Raw genomic sequence first — 15,483 nt, 5'->3', positions numbered from 1 at the left:
GCTCACCCGCCGAGCAGCCGCGCGAACGGCGTCGGGTCGTCGTACGGGTCGGCGGGAGCGGGCGAGTCGCGCCGCTGGACCTCGCGGGCCAGCTCGCCGGCCGCCCGGTCGATCCGTTGCACCAGGGAGCCCTGGGCCGCGTCGCCGGCACCCCAGTCCTCCGGCGCCGCGAACACCACGGTCGGCACCACGACCGCGCGCAGGTAGCTGAAGAGCGGTCGCAGCGCGTGTTCCAGCACCAGCGAGTGCCGGCCCGTCCCCCCGGTGGCGGCGATCAGGACCGGCTTGTCGATCAGGGCCGTGTCGTCGAGGACGTCGACGAACATCTTGAAGATCCCGTTGTACGAACCGGAGAACGTCGGGGTCACCGCGACCAGCGCGTGGGCACGCCGGACGGTGTCCTGCACCCGTTCCAGCTCCTCCGACGGGTACCCGGCCAGCAGATTGTTGACCAGGTCGTGCCCGTGGTCGCGCACCTCGATCAGCTCCACGTCGACCTCGGCGCCGAGCCGCTCCAGCTCGCGGCGGACCGCGTCGGCCAGCCGGTCGGCGAGCATCCGGGTCGACGACGGCTGCCGCAGGCCGGCGGACACGACGGCGATGGTGCGCTTCATCGAAGCTCCTCCCCCGCAGCGGCAACCGTCGCCGCCTTGAGCGAGGCGTGGGTCGGGGCGTCCGGGACGTGGGCGGGACGGCCCACCGCGAACTCCTTGCGCAGCACCTGCACGACCTCGCCCAGCATCTCGATCTGCTCCAGCACGGTCTTGCGGGGGACGCCAATGCCGTCGACGTTGAAGAGTTGGCGCTGGTAGTCGCCGCCGGCGTACTCCCGGAAGGTCAGGGTTCGGTCGATCACCTCCTGCGGGCTGCCGACCAGGAGCGCCGTCTGCCTCATCGTCTCCTCCAGGGACGGCCCGTGCCCGTACGCGGCGGAGTTGTCGAAGTACGGACGAAACTCGCGGACCGCGTCCTGGGAGTTGCGCCGCATGAACACCTGCGCGCCCAGGCCCACGATCGCCTGATCCGCCGGGCCGTGCCCGTAGTGCTCGAACCGTCGGCGGTAGAGCTCGACCATCCGCTGGACGTGCGCCTTGGGCCAGAGCAGGTTGTTGTGCAGGAACCCGTCGCCGTAGTAGGCGGCCTGCTCGGCGATCTCCGGGCTGCGGATCGAGCCGTGCCAGACGAACGGGGGCACCCCGTCGAGCGGGCGCGGCGTGGAGGTGAACGACTGCAGCGGAGTGCGGTAGCGGCCCTCCCAGTCGACCACGTCCTCGCGCCACAGCCGGCGCAGCAGGTCGTAGTTCTCGATGGCGAGAGGGATGCCGGCGCGGATGTCCTTGCCGAACCACGGGTAGACCGGGCCGGTGTTGCCACGGCCCATCATCAGGTCTACCCGGCCGTCGGCGAGGTGCTGGAGCATCGCGTAGTCCTCGGCGATCTTCACCGGGTCGTTCGTGGTGATCAGCGTGGTCGAGGTCGACAGCAACAGCCGCTCGGTACGCGCCGCGATGTAACCGAGCATGGTGGTCGGCGACGAGGGCACGAACGGCGGGTTGTGGTGCTCGCCGATGGCGAAGACATCCAACCCGACGTCCTCGGCCAACGTGGCGTACTCCAGCACGGCCTTGATCCGCTCGTGCTCCGACGGCATCCGCCCGGCCACCGGGTCCCGTGCCAGATCCCCCACGCCGAAGATTCCGAACTGCATCTGAAGTCGCCGCCTCACTCGTACCGGTTGTGCCTGACGCTCGTCAGCAACCCGGGACACACGCGGCAGATTCCTTGACCAGTCAAGTACTTACGTGACGGCGGTCACGTGGAGCGAGCGGGCGGCTCAGCCGGGCAGTCGGCCGAGCGCGACCAGGGCCCAGGTGAGCAGCCCGAACGCGCCGGTCGAGGCGACGGCCCGGACCACGTTGCCGCGCACCCAGGCAGCCTCGAAGCCCTCCCGCAAGCCGGCCAGGTCGGCGACCCGGTCGACGTCGCCGGCCTGCGCCAGCACGTTGTTGAGGGGCACGTTGACGACGGCCGTGACGCCGAGCACCACCAGGTACAGCAGCAGCGCGGCGACGATCCACGGCAGCACCGCGCGGTGCCCGGCGTCCAGGTGCAGTGCCGCCGCCAGCAGCGTGAACACCAACGCACCGCCGAAGCAGACGGCGAACCACCCGTTGAGGATGGACTCGTTGATCCGCTGCATGGCGAGCACCAGCGTCCGGTCGTCGGTGCGGGCCAGGCCCGGCATGACCGCGTACGAGAACGCGGTGAACAGCCCAGCGGTCAGACCGGTGGTCACGGTGGCGGCGAGCAGGCTCGCGGTTCGCAGGACACTCATCTCACACCGCCCAGACGCTGGTCGCGGCGGCGGCCCGGGCGTACCCGCTGAAGTCAGCTGGGTCGCGGCCGAGAGCCCGCCGCACGCCGTCGGTCAGGCTCGCGTTGCGACCGTCGAGCACCGTGCCGAAGAGGTACGCCAGCAACGCCACCGTCTCCGCCGGCACGCCGGCACCGCGCAGCGCGTCGGCGTACTCCGCCGGGTCGACCGGGACGAACCGGATCGGTCGGCCGCTGGCCTGGGCGATCTCCGCGATCGCGTCGGCGAAGGTCAGCAGACGCGGTCCGGTCACCTCGTACACCTCGCCAGCGTGGCCCTCGGCGGTCAGCGCGGCCACCGCGATGTCGGCGATGTCGTCGACGTCCACGAACGGCTCCGGCACGTCACCGATGGGCAGCGCCACGGTGCCCGAGCGCACCGCGTCGGTCAGGTCCCCCTCGCTGAAGTTCTGTTGGAACCAGCTCGCCCGGACCACCGTCCAGGTGCCACCGGCGTCGTCGAGCACCTTCCGGACGGCCTGTTCGGCCTGCTCGGCCTCGGCCTCGCCGCGCCCGGAGAGCAGGACCACGCGGTCCACTCCCCCGGCGACGGCGAGCCGGGTGAACGCGTCGACCGCCGGCACCGCCCCGGGCACCGCGAGGTCGGGCTGGTAGCTCAGGTACACCGACCGGACGCCGGCCAACGCGGCCGGCCAGGTGGCCCGGTCGGTCCAGTCGAAGGGCAGAGCGCCGGCGCGGGAGCCGAGCCGGACCGGCAGCCCTCGGGCGGCGAGCCGGGCGGCGACCCGGCGGCCGGTCTTGCCGGTGCCACCCAGGACGAGTACGGGGGAGGTTTCAGTCACGCCTCCATTGCACTGGCCGGCGAACGCTTCGACCATGCGTCACACCGTCGGGTGCATACGCAATCGTCTCGCGGTCGCGCCCCGGCCGGGTGTCAGCCTCGCCGACCCGGCCGGAGCGCGACCGGTGTCACCGGGCCGGCGCGTAGCGGGCCAGCGGATTGGTCAGCGTGCCGACGAACTGGAGGGCGGCCGACGGGTCGGCCAGGTCGATCATCTGCTGGTTGTCGCGCAGTTGCAGCCGGTTGAGGCAGGACAGCGCGAACTCCGGGGCGAACAGGTCGTAGCGGCGGGCACGCTCGGCCAGGTGCGGCACCCGGTCCAGGTAGTCGGCGGCGCAGGCCGCGACCGTACGCCAGAAGGCGTCCTCGGCCAGCACTCCGGCCTCGACCAGCACCGCGTTGAGGTGGCGCAGGAAGCAGTCGACCACGTCGGTGAAGATGGTCAGCAGTTTGGTGTCGTCGGGCACCTCGACCCGGATCCGCTCCACCGCGGGCGGCAGCTCGACCTCGGTGCTCATCACCGCGATCTCCTCGGCGATGTCCTTGAAGATCACCCGCTCGACGGTGTCCCGCTCGTCGAGGACCAGGATGACGTTCTCGCCGTGCGGCATGAACGCCAGATCGTGGGCGTAGAAGCTGTGCAGCAGCGGGGTCAGGTAGGCGTCCAGGTAGCGGCGAAGCCACACCTCGGGCGCCAGCCCGGACCGGGCGATCAGCTCCGCGGCCAGCGAGCCGCCGTCACTGTCCACGTGCAGCAGCGCGGCCATGGTGGTCAGTCGCCGGCCCGGCGCCAGGCCGGGGACCGGACTCTCCCGCCACAGCGCGGCCAGCATCTTCCGGTACGGGGAGGTGCGGTCGGTGGCCGCCTCGTACTGCCGGTGCCGGTAGCCCACCGCGGCCCGCTCCCGGATGACCGTCAGCCCGGTGCCGGCCAGCACCTCGTCCCCCGCGATCAGGTCCGCCAGCCAGTCGTTGATGGCCGGCGTGGCCGCCATGTACGCGGCCGACAGACCGCGCATGAAGCCCATGTTCAGCACCGACAGCGCGGTCTTCACGTAGTGCCGGCCCGGCTCGGTGACGTTGAAGAAGGTGCGGATGGACTGCTGGGCGAGGTACTCGTCCGACCCGGGGCCGAGGTGCACGAGCCGCCGCTCGGCCAGCTCGCCGGCGAAGGTGACCGCCAGCTTGTTCCACCACTGCCACGGGTGCGCCGGGATCAGGTGGTAGTCGGCGAGATCCAGCCCCAGGCCGGCCATCGTCGCGGCGAACCGGGCCCGGGTGTCGACGTCCAGCTCACCCTCGATCAGCGTGTCGTAGTCGAGGTCGGCGGCGCTGCTGAACGTCGAGTGGTCCCGGTGTGCGGCCAGCCACTCCAGTCGGACCGGCGCGGCGGCCTCCGGGGCGTACCGGTGGTACTCGTCGACGCCGAAGCCGAGCCGGCCGTTGTTGGCCACGAAGCAGGGGTGGCCCTCGGTCATCGACGTCTCGATGGTCTGGAAGTCCGCCCCGGCCAGCTCGGCGGCGTCCGGCGCGGGGCGGGCCAGCTTGTACGCGGTGCCGGCGAGGGTGGAGGTGATCTCCTCCAGGTAGACCGGAAGCACCCGCGCGGAGAGCCCGAGAGTGTCGCGCAGCTCGACGATGAGGTCGACCGCGTCGGGCGGCAGGGCGACCCCGTCGCGGTGCCGGGTGATGCTGTCCGGGTCGATCTGCCAGTGCGCCAGGGCGAACACCCGCGCGGCGAACCGGTAGGTGACCGCGCCGTCGTCGCTGCGGACCTCGTACCACTGCCGGTCGTCGGTGGTGACCGGGACGGGCTCCGGGGTGATCAGCCGTTCGTGGGTGAACTCGGCGAGCGCCTTGCGGACCAGCAGCCGGTTGGCCCGGGCCCAGCGCTGCGGGGTGAGATGCCCGACCGGGTCGACGGCGGCCGAGGCGGCGGCGGAGGACGGCTGGGTGGGGACGGCGGTGGCGGTCACGCCGGGGCTCCTTCGGTTCGGGTGGCGGCTGCGCGGTCTGTGGCGGCCCGGTCGGCCGCTGCCTGGTCGGTCGCGGCGTGGAACCGGGCCCGGGTGCAGACGCTCAGCAGCGCCTCCTTCTCGGGCTTGGCGATGGCGCCGACGACCTCGAAACCGACGGCGGCGTTCAGCGCGTGCACGGCGGTGTTGCGCACGTCCGGCTCGACCACCACCCGGCGGGTCGCCGGGTCGGCGAAGAGCCAGGCCATGACGGTGGTGATGACCGCCCGGGTGAAGCCGTGCACGGGGGTGCCGGTGGGCGCGCAGAGGAAGTGCATGCCCACGTCGCCGGGCTGGGCGTCGTACAGGCCGACCAGCTCGACGCGCGCCGGGTCGTAGCGTTCGGCCAGGAAGGCCGGACGTCCGTCGCACAGGCCGAGGTACGCGTCGTGGTGCGGGTGGGCGGCGATCCGCCGGTACTCCTCGGCCACCCCGGCCGGGTCGGCGTCCTGCATCAGCCAGAACGCCGCCTTCGGGTGGGTCACCCAGGCGTGCAGCAGCGCGGCGTCGGCGTCCGGGTCGAGGGTACGCAGCGTGAACTCACCGAGCCGGTCGTCGACGCGGGTGTAGACGACGGTCACGACGCCACCCCGGCGGGCGCGCCGAACTCCTGGAAGGTGATGCTCTTCTCGATCGGGTAGTGCTCCCGGCCGAGCAGCTCCCGGATGATCCACGAGTTGCGGTACGCGCCCATGCCCAGGTCCGGTGAGGTGATGCTGTGCGTGTGGGTGCCCGCGTTCTGCAGGAAGATGCCCCGGCCGGTGTGGTCGATGCTGTAGTTGCGGGCCACGTCGAATCGGCCGCGCGCGTCCCAGCGGATCCGGTCGCGCACCGGCGTGAGGAACTCCGGCACCCGGTAGTGGTAACCGGTCGCCAGCACCAGGCCCTCGGTCCGCAGGGTGAAGTCGCGCTCCTGCTCCACCTGACGCAACCCGAGCGTGTACGCCCCGTCGTGGTGGTCGGCGCCGGTCAGCTCGGTGTTGGTGAGCAGCCGGGTGTTCACCGGCCCGTCGACGCTGTGCGCGTAGAGCAGGTCGAAGATGTCGTTGATCAGGTCCGCGTTGATCCCCTTGAACAGCCCCTTCTGCTCGGACTCCAGCCGGTAGCGGGTCGCCTCGGGCAGCGCGTGGAAGTAGTCCACGTAGTCCGGTGACGTCATCTCCAGAGTCAGCTTGGTGTATTCGAGGGGGAAGAACCGCGGCGAGCGGGTCACCCAGTTCAGTTGGTAGCCGTACCGGTCGAGGTCGCCGAGCAGGTCGTGGTAGATCTCGGCGGCGCTCTGCCCGCTGCCCACCACGGTGATGCTGCGTTTGGTGCGCAGCGCGTCCCGGTGCTCCAGGTAGCGCGAGTTGTGCACCGCGTCGCCGGGCAGCGCGGCGACGGCGGGCGGCAGGTGCGGCGGGGTGCCGGTGCCGAGCACCAGGTGCCGGGCCCGGTATTCGACCGTCTCCCCCGCGGCGGTGCTGGCCCGCACCACGTACCCCTCGTCGGCGGGGTCGTACTCCACGGTGGTGACCGTCTGGCCGAAGCGCAGGCTCGGCAGCTTCGCCGCAGCCCACCGGCAGTAGGCGTCGTACTCGCTGCGCAGCGGGTAGAAGCTCTCCCGGATGTAGAACGGGTAGAGCCGGCCGATCTCCTTCAGGTAGTTGAGGAAGGAGTACGGCGAGGTGGGGTCCGCGAGGCTGACCAGGTCCGCGAAGAACGGGGTCTGCAACCGGGCCGACTCCAGCAGCATGCCGGGGTGCCAGGCCAGGCTCGGCCGGGCCTCCAGGAACACCCCGTCCAGCTCGTCGATCGGCGCGGTGAGGCAGGCCAGGCCCAGGTTGTACGGGCCCAGCCCGATGGCGATGAAGTCGTGGGTGGACATCCGGCCCTCCAGGCGCGGGTTCGCCGGCATCAGCCGACGTGGCAGGTCAGGTCGGCGGCGGTACGGTCGTGCACGTACCGGCCGGCGTGGGTGGCGATCAGTTCGAGCACGTGCCCGACGTCGTCGAGAGTCGTGGCCGGGTTCAGCAGGGTGAACTTCAGGAAGTGCCGGCCGTCCACCCGGGTCCCGGCGACGAGCGCGGCGCCGGAGGCGGCCAGCGCCTCCCGGGCGTGCAGGTTGGCCGCGTCGGCGAACTCCCGGGCAGGGCCGGTGGGCAGGTAACGGAACACCACCGTGCTCAGCTCCGAGCGGGTCACGACCTCGAAGCGGGGATCCTCGCTGACCAACTCCCAGGCGTCGGCGGCCCGGTCGACCACCTCGTCGAAGAGCGCGCCGAGCGCGTCCGGGCCCATCACCCGCAGGGTCAGCCAGAGCTTCAGCGCGTCGAAGCGGCGGGTGGTCTGCAGGCTCTTGTCGACCTGGTTGGGGATCCGCTGCTCCACCATCCGCGCCGGGTTGAGGTAGTCGGCGTGGTAGGTGGCGTGCCGCAGCACCCGCCGGTCGCGCACCAGCAGCGCGCTGGAGCTGACCGGCTGGAAGAACGACTTGTGGTAGTCGACGGTCACCGAGTCGGCCCGATCGATGCCGTCGAGCAGGTGCCGCCGGGTCCGCGAGACCAGCAGGCCGCAGCCGTACGCGGCGTCGACGTGCAGCCACACCCCGGCTGCCGCGCAGACCCCGGCCAGGTCGGCGAGCGGGTCGATGGAGCCGAAGTCGGTGGTGCCGGCGGTGCCGACGACCGCCATGACCACCAGCCCGGCCTGCCGGCACCGGGCGATCTCGTCGCGGACGGCGGTCGGGCGGATGCGGCGCTGCGGGTCGGTGGGCACCGCGAGCACCGCGTCCGGGGCCAGGCCGAGCAGCTTGGCGGACTTCTGCACGCTGAAGTGACCGGCCGCGGAGGTGAGGACACGCAGGCGGGGCAGCAGGTCGGCGCGGGCCGCCGGAGTGGTCGCGGCGGCGCACGCCTCCTCCCGGGCCAGCAGCAGCGCATGGAGGTTGGACTGGCTGCCCCCGGTGGTGAAGACGCCGTCGGCGGTGGGGCCGAGGCCGACCCGCGCGGCGGTCCAGTCGATCAGGCGCCGTTCGATGAGGGTGGCCCCGGCGCTCTGGTCCCAGGTGTCCAGGGAGGAGTTCACGGCGGTGAGCACCGCCTCGCCGAGCAGTGCCGGGATGGCCACCGGGCAGTTGAGGTGGGCGAGGTAGCGGGGGTGGTGGAACCAGACGGCGTCGCGCAGGTAGACGTCCTCCAGCTCGTCCAGCGCGGCGTCCGCGTCGCCCAGGGGTCGGTCCAGGTCGACGCCATCGACCACGGGCGCCAGCTCGGCCGGGGTGATCCCGGTGCCGGGCCGGTCCACGGTGGCCACCCGGCGGGCGACCCGGTCGACGCCGTCGGCGAGTGTCCGCCGGTACTGCTCGACCGAGTCGCCGTGCAGCAGCTGGGCCCGCGCGACTGCCGGCGCGGTGGCCGGTGCCGATGGCGGCGCGGTGGTCTCGACGGGGTACGTCGGCAGGGTCACGGATGTCCTCCACGTTCTCGACGATGGGCAGCCGGAACCGTCCCCCGGCGCGGTCGAGCGCCGGGGGCCGTGCTGCCTTCGATTGGGTCGCCGGTCAGGCGGTCATGGCGTCAGCTGATCTTCTTCGCGTTCCGGATGGCGGTGGCGAGGTTCTCCAGCAGCGGCGCGGAGCCGGCGTACGAGAAGCGGGGCACCGTGTCCCACGGGGTCACCTGGTTGGCCTTGACCGCCGGCAGCTGCTGCCAGGTGGGCTTGGCGGTGAGGTCCTTGGGCTGCAGGGCGGTGCTGCGGTTGTCCAGCAGGATCAGGTCGGCCGGGAACTTGCCGGCGTTCTCCCAGCTCAGCGCCTCGAAGTAGTCGCCGGCTTCGAGCTTGGTGGGGACCACGATGTCCACGCCCAGCTCGGCGAAGTACATCAGGTCGGTGCTCACCTTGGGGTTGGAGACGTAGAACAGGTCGGGGCTGCCGGAGCAGGCCATGACCTTGATCGCCGGGTTGGCCTTGACGGCCTGGCGGACCGCCTCGGCGCCGGCCTCGAAGCGGGCCTTTGCGTCGGTGACCTTCTTCGCGGACAGGTCCGCGCCGAGCGACTCGGCCAGCGCGGCGTACCGCTCGATGGGCTTGGTCATCGGCACCCGGGCGGTGGTGATCGCCACGCTCGGCGCCAGCGGCAGGATCTTGGTCTTGCTCTCGTCCGGCACGTACCAGAGGGCGTCCGGGTCGTACATGTGCGTGACCAGCAGCTCGGGGCGCAGCGCCGCGTACTTCTCCAGGCTGAACTCGCCCCACACGTTGCCGAGGATCTCCACGGCCTCGATGTTCAGGTCGCCGGCCTGCGGTTCGGCCGTGCCGTCGGCGCGCTTGGTCTCGCCGAACACGCCGACGAGCTGCTTGTCGAGACCGAAATCGATCAGTGCGGCCGCTACCCCCGTGAAGGCCACCACGCGGGTCGGACGAGCCGCCACCTCGATCTTCTGGTTGCGGTCGTCGGTGAACGACCAGGGGCCACTTCCGTTGCTGGCGTCGGGCTTCTGGGCGTCGTCCTTGCCACAGCCGGCGAGCAGGGCGGCCAGCGTGGCGGCGCCACCGGCGGCCAGCAGGCCACGACGGGAGAGGCGACGGGCGGACAGGGCATCGGGCATGGTGTTGTCTTTCGATCAGGGGACGGCCGGGGTCGACCAGGACGGCGGGGTTAGGTTAGCCTAACCTCGTTCGTTGTCAACATCGGTACGTCGTGTCGCCACACCCCGGAGCCCACACTGGACGCCACACCCTCCGTCACCAGACCGGCACCAACCGTGCCAGCTGACCTGGCGGCACCACCCCTCGCACCACCGCCGGTGCGGCGCGGTCGCGACGCGGCCCGCGCCACCGGCCTGATCGGCGCCGTGGCGCTGCTCGGCGTGGTCCTGCTGCTCAGCATCGCGGTCGGCGCGAAGTCCATGTCACTCGGCGACGTCTGGTCCGGGTTGCTGCACCGCGACGCCACCGAGTACGCCGTGGTGCACCGGATGCGCCTGCCACGCACCCTGCTCGGGCTGATCGCCGGCGCGGCGCTCGGGGTCGCCGGCGCGGTGATGCAGGCCCTCACCCGCAACCCGCTCGCCGACCCCGGGCTGCTCGGCATCAACGCCGGCGCCTCCGCCGCCGTCGCCTCCGCCGCCGCCTTCCTGGGCGTCACGGCCATCGGCGGGTACGTCTGGTTCGCGCTGCTCGGCGCGGCGGTGGTCACCGCGCTGGTCTACGCCGTGGGTGGCGGACGCGGGGCCACTCCGGCCCGCCTCGCGCTGGCGGGCGCGGCGCTGAACGCCACCCTCTACTCGTACGTGAGCGCGGTGATGCTGCTGGACACCGCCTCGCTGGAGCGGCTGCGGTTCTGGACGGTCGGCTCACTGGCCAGTGCGGACTCCGCGACCGTGACCCGGGTGCTGCCGTTCATCCTGGTCGGCCTGCTGGTCGCGCTCGGCGCCGCCCGCCCGCTGAACGCCCTCGCGCTCGGCGACGACGCCGCGCGCGCCCTGGGCGCCCGACCCGCGCTGATCCGGGCCGCCGTGATCGTCGCGGTGACCCTGCTCTGCGGCGCGGCGACCGCGGCCTGCGGCCCGATCGTCTTCGTCGGGCTGCTGGTGCCGCATCTGGTCCGCGCCCTGATCGGCCCCGACCTGCGCTGGCTGCTGCCGTACTGCGCGGTGCTCGCACCGGTGCTGCTGCTCGGCGCCGACGTGCTGGGCCGGGTGCTGGGCCGGCCGGGTGAACTCCAGGTCGGCATGGTCACCGCCGTGCTGGGCGGCCCCCTCTTCCTCTGGCTGGTCACCCGCGGACGGGTGGCCCACCCATGACCGTCCTCCGTACCCCGGGCGGGCTCTCGCTGCGCTTCCGCCCCCGCGCGCTGATCGTCGGCGCCGGTGCCGCGCTGCTCGCCGCCGGGCTGGGTCTGGTCGCCCTGGGCAGCGGCGACTACCCGATGGGCGCGGCCGACGTGCTGCGCACGTTGACCGGCGGCGGCACACCGGCCGAGCAGTTCATCGTCGGGGAGCTGCGGCTGCCCCGGTTGGTCACCGCCCTGCTGGTCGGCGCGGCGCTGGCGCTGGCCGGCACCGTGTTCCAGTCCCTGGTACGCAACCCGCTGGGCAGCCCCGACGTGCTCGGCTTCACCCAGGGCGCGGCGACCGGCGCGCTGGTGGTGGTCGTCCTCGGCGGCGGCAGCCTGGCGCTGGCCGGCGCGGCGGTGGCCGGCGGGCTCGGCACCGGCGTGCTGATCTACGCGCTCGCCTGGCGGCGCGGGGTGCACGGTCACCGGCTGATCCTGGTCGGCATCGGCGTCGCCGCGATCCTCACCGGGGTCAACGGCTACCTGCTGACCCGGGCGCCACTGATGGACGCCGCCCGCGCCGTGCTCTGGCTCACCGGCAGCCTGGACGGCCGGGGCTGGGCCAACGCCGGGCCGCTGCTCGCCGTCGTGGCCGTGCTGGCACCGCTGGTGCTCATCGGCTGCGCCCCGGCGCTGCGAATGATGGAACTGGGCGACGACACGGCCAGCGCCCTCGGCGTGCCGGTGCGGCTGCTGCGCCTGGTGCTGCTCGCCGCCGCGGTGCTGCTGGTCTCGTTCGCCGCGGCCGCCGCCGGGCCGGTGTCCTTCGTGGCGCTGGTCGCGCCGCACGTGGCGAAGCGGTTGACCCGCGCGCCGGGCCCGAACCTGGTGCCGTCGATGGCGGTCGGCGCGGCGCTGCTGGTCGGTGCCGACCTGCTGGCCCAGCGTGCCTTCACCGGGCACCAGCTTCCGGTCGGTGTGGTGACCGGGGTGATCGGCGGCGGCTACCTGGTGTGGCTGCTGGCCATGGAACGCCGGGCGGGTCGGCTGTGAACACCCGCGACGCCTTCGAAGGAGCATCCATGCACCCCGGCAGTTCACGGCTCGGCGGCACCGCGCTGACCCTCGCCTACGATCGGCGCACCATCACCGAGGACCTGACCGTGGCGGTGCCCGACCGGTCGTTCACGGTGATCATCGGCCCGAACGCCTGCGGCAAGTCGACCCTGCTGCGCGCCCTGTCCCGGATGCTGCGCCCGACCACCGGCGCGGTGCTGCTGGACGGGCGGGACATCCACGACGTGCCCGCCCGGAAGGTGGCCCGCACCCTCGGCCTGCTGCCGCAGACGTCGATCGCGCCGGACGGGATCAGCGTCGCCGAACTGGTCGCCCGGGGCCGGTACCCACACCAGGGGCTGCTGCGGCAGTGGTCCCGGGAGGACGAGCGGGTCGTCGAGGAGTCGATGGCCGCCACCGGGGTCGCCGACCTCGCCGACCGGTCGGTGGACGAGCTCTCCGGCGGGCAGCGGCAACGGGTGTGGATCGCCATGGCGCTGGCCCAGCAGACCCCCCTGCTGCTGCTCGACGAGCCGACCACCTATCTCGACATCGCCCACCAGATCGAGATCCTGGACCTCTGCGCCCGGCTGCACGAGGAGCAGGGGCGCACGCTGGTCGCTGTGCTGCACGACCTCAACCACGCCGCCCGCTACGCCACCCACCTCATCGCCATGCGCGACGGGCGGGTGGTGGCCGCCGGCGAGCCGGCCTCGGTGGTCACCGCGGACCTGGTGGCCGAGGTGTTCGGGCTGCCCTGCCGGGTGATCGACGACCCGGAGACCGGCACCCCGCTGGTCATCCCCGCCGCCCGGCGCCGGGCCACCGTGCCCGCCCCGGAGCCGGCGTGAACGCTGAGCGGTTCCGCGACCGGTGGGGTGTGCCGCACCTGCGGGCCGGCGACCCGCTCGCCCTGGCGACGGCGCAGGGCCGGGTGACCGCGTACGACCGGGCGTGGCAGATCGAGGTGGAACGGCACCGGGCGCAGGGCACCAGCGCCGCCTTCCTCGGCGCTGACGCGCTCGGCTGGGACCGGTTCGCCCGGCAGGTCCGGCTCGACGACACCGCCCGCCGCTGCCACGCCGCGCTCGACCCGGCGACCGCCGCCTGGGTGGGCGCGTACGTGGCCGGGGTGAACGCCGGCCTCGCCGCCGGGGCGGCCCGCGCTCCCGAGTTCGCCGCCACAGGGCTGAGCCCGGGCCGGTGGCAGCCGTGGACGCCGCTGGCCATCTGGCTGGGTCACCACATCCTGTTCGCGGGGTTCCCCAGCAAGCTCTGGCGCGAGCACGTGGCGCGCCGGCTCGGCCCGGACGCGCGGGACCTGTTCGCCACCGACGGGCCGGCCGTCGCCGGCAGCAACGGATGGCTGCTCGCGGCCGAACGGACCGGCACCGGGGCGGCGCTGCTCGCCGGCGACCCGCACCGGTTCATCGAGGATCCCGGCGTCTACCAGCAGATCCGGTTGGCCTGCCCGGAGTACGACGTGGTCGGGCTGGCGATGCCGGGTGTGCCGGGCATCGCGCACTTCGCGCACGCCGGCGCAGTGGCCTGGGCGATCACCAACGCGATGGCCGACTACCAGGACCTGTACGCCGAGCGGCTGCGCCGGCAGCGCCCGGTGGTCGAAGCGCTCGGCCCGGACGGCTGGCGACCGGCACACACCCACGTCGAGACGATCGAGGTGGCTGGGGCGGACCCGGTCGAGGTCGAGGTGGTGGAGACCGAGCGAGGCCCGGTGATCGTCGGCGGGCCGGACGAGTCCAGCGCCATCAGCCTCCGCTACCCTCCCCGCGTCCGCGCCGAGCTGGGGTTCGCGGCGTTGCCGGAGCTGCTGCGCGCCCGGAGCGTGGCGGACGTGGACCGGGCACTGCGGCACTGGGTGGAGCCGGTCAACGTGGTGCAGGCGGCGGACACCGCCGGCGGGCTGCTGCACCGGGTCGCCGGCGCGGTGCCGGTGCGGAATCCGGAGAACGGCCGGGGGGTGGTCCCGGCCTGGCGGGCCGAGTACGCCTGGCGCGGCTGGTACGCGCCGCTGCCCCGGGCCGACGTGGCCGGCCGTGCGGTGATGGCCAACGAGCGGGGGCTGGCGGCGCCGCTGGGTGTCGAGTTCGCCCCGCCGCACCGGGCGCACCGGATCGCCGAGCTGCTCGACGCCGGCCACGCCTGGACGGCCGAGCGCCTGGCCGCCGTGCACACCGACACGTACCTGGCGTCGGCCGGTCCGCTGCTGGCGATCCTGGCCGGGGTGACCGGGCTCGGTCCGGATGCCGACGCGCTGCGTGAACGCCTGCTGCGCTGGGACCGGCGGATGGCCGCCGACAGCACCGACGCCGCGGACTTCGCCGTGCTGCGGTCGGCCGTCGTACGCCGGCTGGCTGCCCACCCGGCGCTGGCCGCGCTGGCCGAGCCGCCGGCGTACCCGGAGGTGTTCGCGCCCTGGCTGGCACTGACGCCGCGGGTCGGCTACGCGCTGTCGCACCTGCTCGGCGGCGCCCGGCTGCCCGGCGTGGACGTGGCGGCGCTGGTCCGCACGGCGGCCGAGGAGGTCGCGGGCGCGGCGGACGGGCAGGTGCGCTGGGGAGACCTGCACCGGTTGGCGCCGTGGCGGGCGCTGCCCGACCCGGACGCCGGCCCCGGCCCCCGCCTCGGCGGCGACCACGACTGCGTGCTGTCCACCTCCAGCGTGCCCGGGGTGACCCATTGGTGCTTCCGGGGACCGGCCGCGCGTTTCGTGTGGGACCTGGCCCGGCGGGACGACAGCCGCTGGGTGGTCCCGCTGGGCGCCTGCGGGGTGCCCGGCGACCCGCACCACGACGACCAGAGCCCGGCCTGGCTGGCCGGGGAGCTGTTGCCGGTGACCACGGGCTGGGAGAAGCTCACCGAGGAGCGTGATGAGCACTGACACCAGGACCGCCGATCGACACCGCCACCGGCGGGACATCCCCGCTTTTGGGCTGGTGACCATCCGGCCGGTGCGGCCCGACGAGGACGCCGACCTGTTGCACGCCTGGGTGACCCAGGAGCGGGCCCGGTTCTGGGGGATGCGCGAGGCGAGCCGTGAGCGGGTGCACGAGATCTACGCGTACCTGGACTCGCTGGCCACCCACCACGCGTACCTGGTGCACCGCGACGGCGTGCCGGTGGCGCTGGCGCAGACCTACCAGCCGGAGGCCGACCCGGTCGGCGAGCGCTACGACGTGCTTCCCGGCGACGTCGGCGTCCACCTGCTGATCGGGCCACCGGTGACGGTCGAGCGCGGCTTCACCGGCACGCTGTTCGGCGCGATCCTGGATTTCGTCCTCGCCGACCCCGGCCGCCTGCGGGTCGTCATGGAGCCGGACGCCCGCAACGACAAGGCCGTCGACCGGTTCGTGCGCGCCGGCTTCCGGCCCGGCCCGCTGATCGACCTGCCGGAGAAGCGCGCCCGGCTGCTCTTTCTCGACCGACCGGCGGCCACCGGCTGACGCCGGGCGGCGAAC

At 73.3% G+C, this 15,483-nt stretch carries 14 protein-coding genes; 5 read left to right on the top strand and 9 right to left on the bottom strand.

The genetic code is table 11. From position 1 onward, the window contains the following. Positions 1-2 precede the first annotated feature (2 nt). The 9 genes from ACFYPS_RS01700 to ACFYPS_RS01660 form a co-directional block, all read right to left on the bottom strand. On the bottom strand, positions 3-614 hold the full coding sequence (locus ACFYPS_RS01700) for an FMN reductase (protein ID WP_387322270.1): 612 nt from the start codon (positions 612-614) through the stop codon (positions 3-5). Then, positions 611-1,708, bottom strand: a complete 1,098-nt coding sequence (locus ACFYPS_RS01695) for an LLM class flavin-dependent oxidoreductase (protein ID WP_387322268.1) — start codon at positions 1,706-1,708, stop codon at positions 611-613. Before ACFYPS_RS01695 ends, ACFYPS_RS01700 begins: the two co-directional genes overlap by 4 nt. A gap of 126 nt (positions 1,709-1,834) precedes the next feature. After that, entirely contained in the window at positions 1,835-2,335 is a 501-nt protein-coding gene (locus ACFYPS_RS01690) for an anthrone oxygenase family protein (RefSeq protein WP_354962383.1), read from the bottom strand. Position 2,336: 1 nt separating this feature from the next. Continuing rightward, positions 2,337-3,176, bottom strand: a complete 840-nt coding sequence (locus ACFYPS_RS01685) for an NmrA family transcriptional regulator (protein ID WP_354962384.1) — start codon at positions 3,174-3,176, stop codon at positions 2,337-2,339. Positions 3,177-3,303: 127 nt separating this feature from the next. Next, the gene (locus tag ACFYPS_RS01680) at positions 3,304-5,151 is read right to left on the bottom strand and encodes an IucA/IucC family siderophore biosynthesis protein (protein WP_354962385.1); all 1,848 of its coding nucleotides are present in this window, start codon (positions 5,149-5,151) and stop codon (positions 3,304-3,306) included. Beyond that, positions 5,148-5,771: a GNAT family N-acetyltransferase gene (locus ACFYPS_RS01675; protein WP_354962386.1), complete on the bottom strand. Its 624-nt coding sequence runs from the start codon at positions 5,769-5,771 to the stop codon at positions 5,148-5,150. Before ACFYPS_RS01675 ends, ACFYPS_RS01680 begins: the two co-directional genes overlap by 4 nt. After that, the gene (locus ACFYPS_RS01670) at positions 5,768-7,057 is read right to left on the bottom strand and encodes a lysine N(6)-hydroxylase/L-ornithine N(5)-oxygenase family protein (protein WP_354962387.1); all 1,290 of its coding nucleotides are present in this window, start codon (positions 7,055-7,057) and stop codon (positions 5,768-5,770) included. The genes ACFYPS_RS01675 and ACFYPS_RS01670 overlap by 4 nt, the downstream gene beginning before the upstream one ends. 29 nt (positions 7,058-7,086) lie before the next feature. Then, the gene (locus tag ACFYPS_RS01665) at positions 7,087-8,637 is read right to left on the bottom strand and encodes a pyridoxal phosphate-dependent decarboxylase family protein (RefSeq protein ID WP_387322265.1); all 1,551 of its coding nucleotides are present in this window, start codon (positions 8,635-8,637) and stop codon (positions 7,087-7,089) included. Between the two features lie 110 nt (positions 8,638-8,747). Continuing rightward, positions 8,748-9,779, bottom strand: coding sequence for an ABC transporter substrate-binding protein (locus ACFYPS_RS01660; RefSeq protein WP_354962388.1), 1,032 nt, complete (start codon positions 9,777-9,779; stop codon positions 8,748-8,750). A gap of 246 nt (positions 9,780-10,025) precedes the next feature. On the opposite strand from ACFYPS_RS01660, the gene ACFYPS_RS01655 reads away from it, so the two are divergent. From ACFYPS_RS01655 to ACFYPS_RS01635, 5 genes are read left to right on the top strand one after another with little or no spacing between them, the layout of a single operon-like run. Beyond that, on the top strand, positions 10,026-10,976 hold the full coding sequence (locus tag ACFYPS_RS01655; protein ID WP_354962588.1) for an iron chelate uptake ABC transporter family permease subunit: 951 nt from the start codon (positions 10,026-10,028) through the stop codon (positions 10,974-10,976). Continuing rightward, positions 10,973-12,001, top strand: coding sequence for an iron chelate uptake ABC transporter family permease subunit (locus ACFYPS_RS01650; RefSeq protein WP_354962389.1), 1,029 nt, complete (start codon positions 10,973-10,975; stop codon positions 11,999-12,001). Before ACFYPS_RS01655 ends, ACFYPS_RS01650 begins: the two co-directional genes overlap by 4 nt. Positions 12,002-12,030: 29 nt before the next feature. Next, a complete protein-coding gene (locus tag ACFYPS_RS01645; protein ID WP_354962390.1) occupies positions 12,031-12,855 on the top strand; it encodes an ABC transporter ATP-binding protein in 825 nt (274 codons plus the stop codon). Continuing rightward, positions 12,852-14,906 carry a penicillin acylase family protein gene (locus ACFYPS_RS01640; RefSeq protein ID WP_387322262.1) on the top strand — a complete coding sequence of 685 codons (2,055 nt, stop codon included), beginning with the start codon at positions 12,852-12,854 and terminating at the stop codon, positions 14,904-14,906. The genes ACFYPS_RS01645 and ACFYPS_RS01640 overlap by 4 nt, the downstream gene beginning before the upstream one ends. Then, on the top strand, positions 14,896-15,468 hold the full coding sequence (locus ACFYPS_RS01635) for a GNAT family N-acetyltransferase (RefSeq protein ID WP_354962393.1): 573 nt from the start codon (positions 14,896-14,898) through the stop codon (positions 15,466-15,468). Before ACFYPS_RS01640 ends, ACFYPS_RS01635 begins: the two co-directional genes overlap by 11 nt. Positions 15,469-15,483 lie beyond the last annotated feature (15 nt).

Origin of the sequence: Micromonospora sp. NPDC005087, assembly GCF_042872965.1 — a bacterium.
Taxonomy (GTDB): domain Bacteria; phylum Actinomycetota; class Actinomycetes; order Mycobacteriales; family Micromonosporaceae; genus Micromonospora.
The sequence above is the reverse complement of the archived record's forward strand: the minus strand, read 5'-3'. Positions and strand labels throughout refer to the sequence as shown.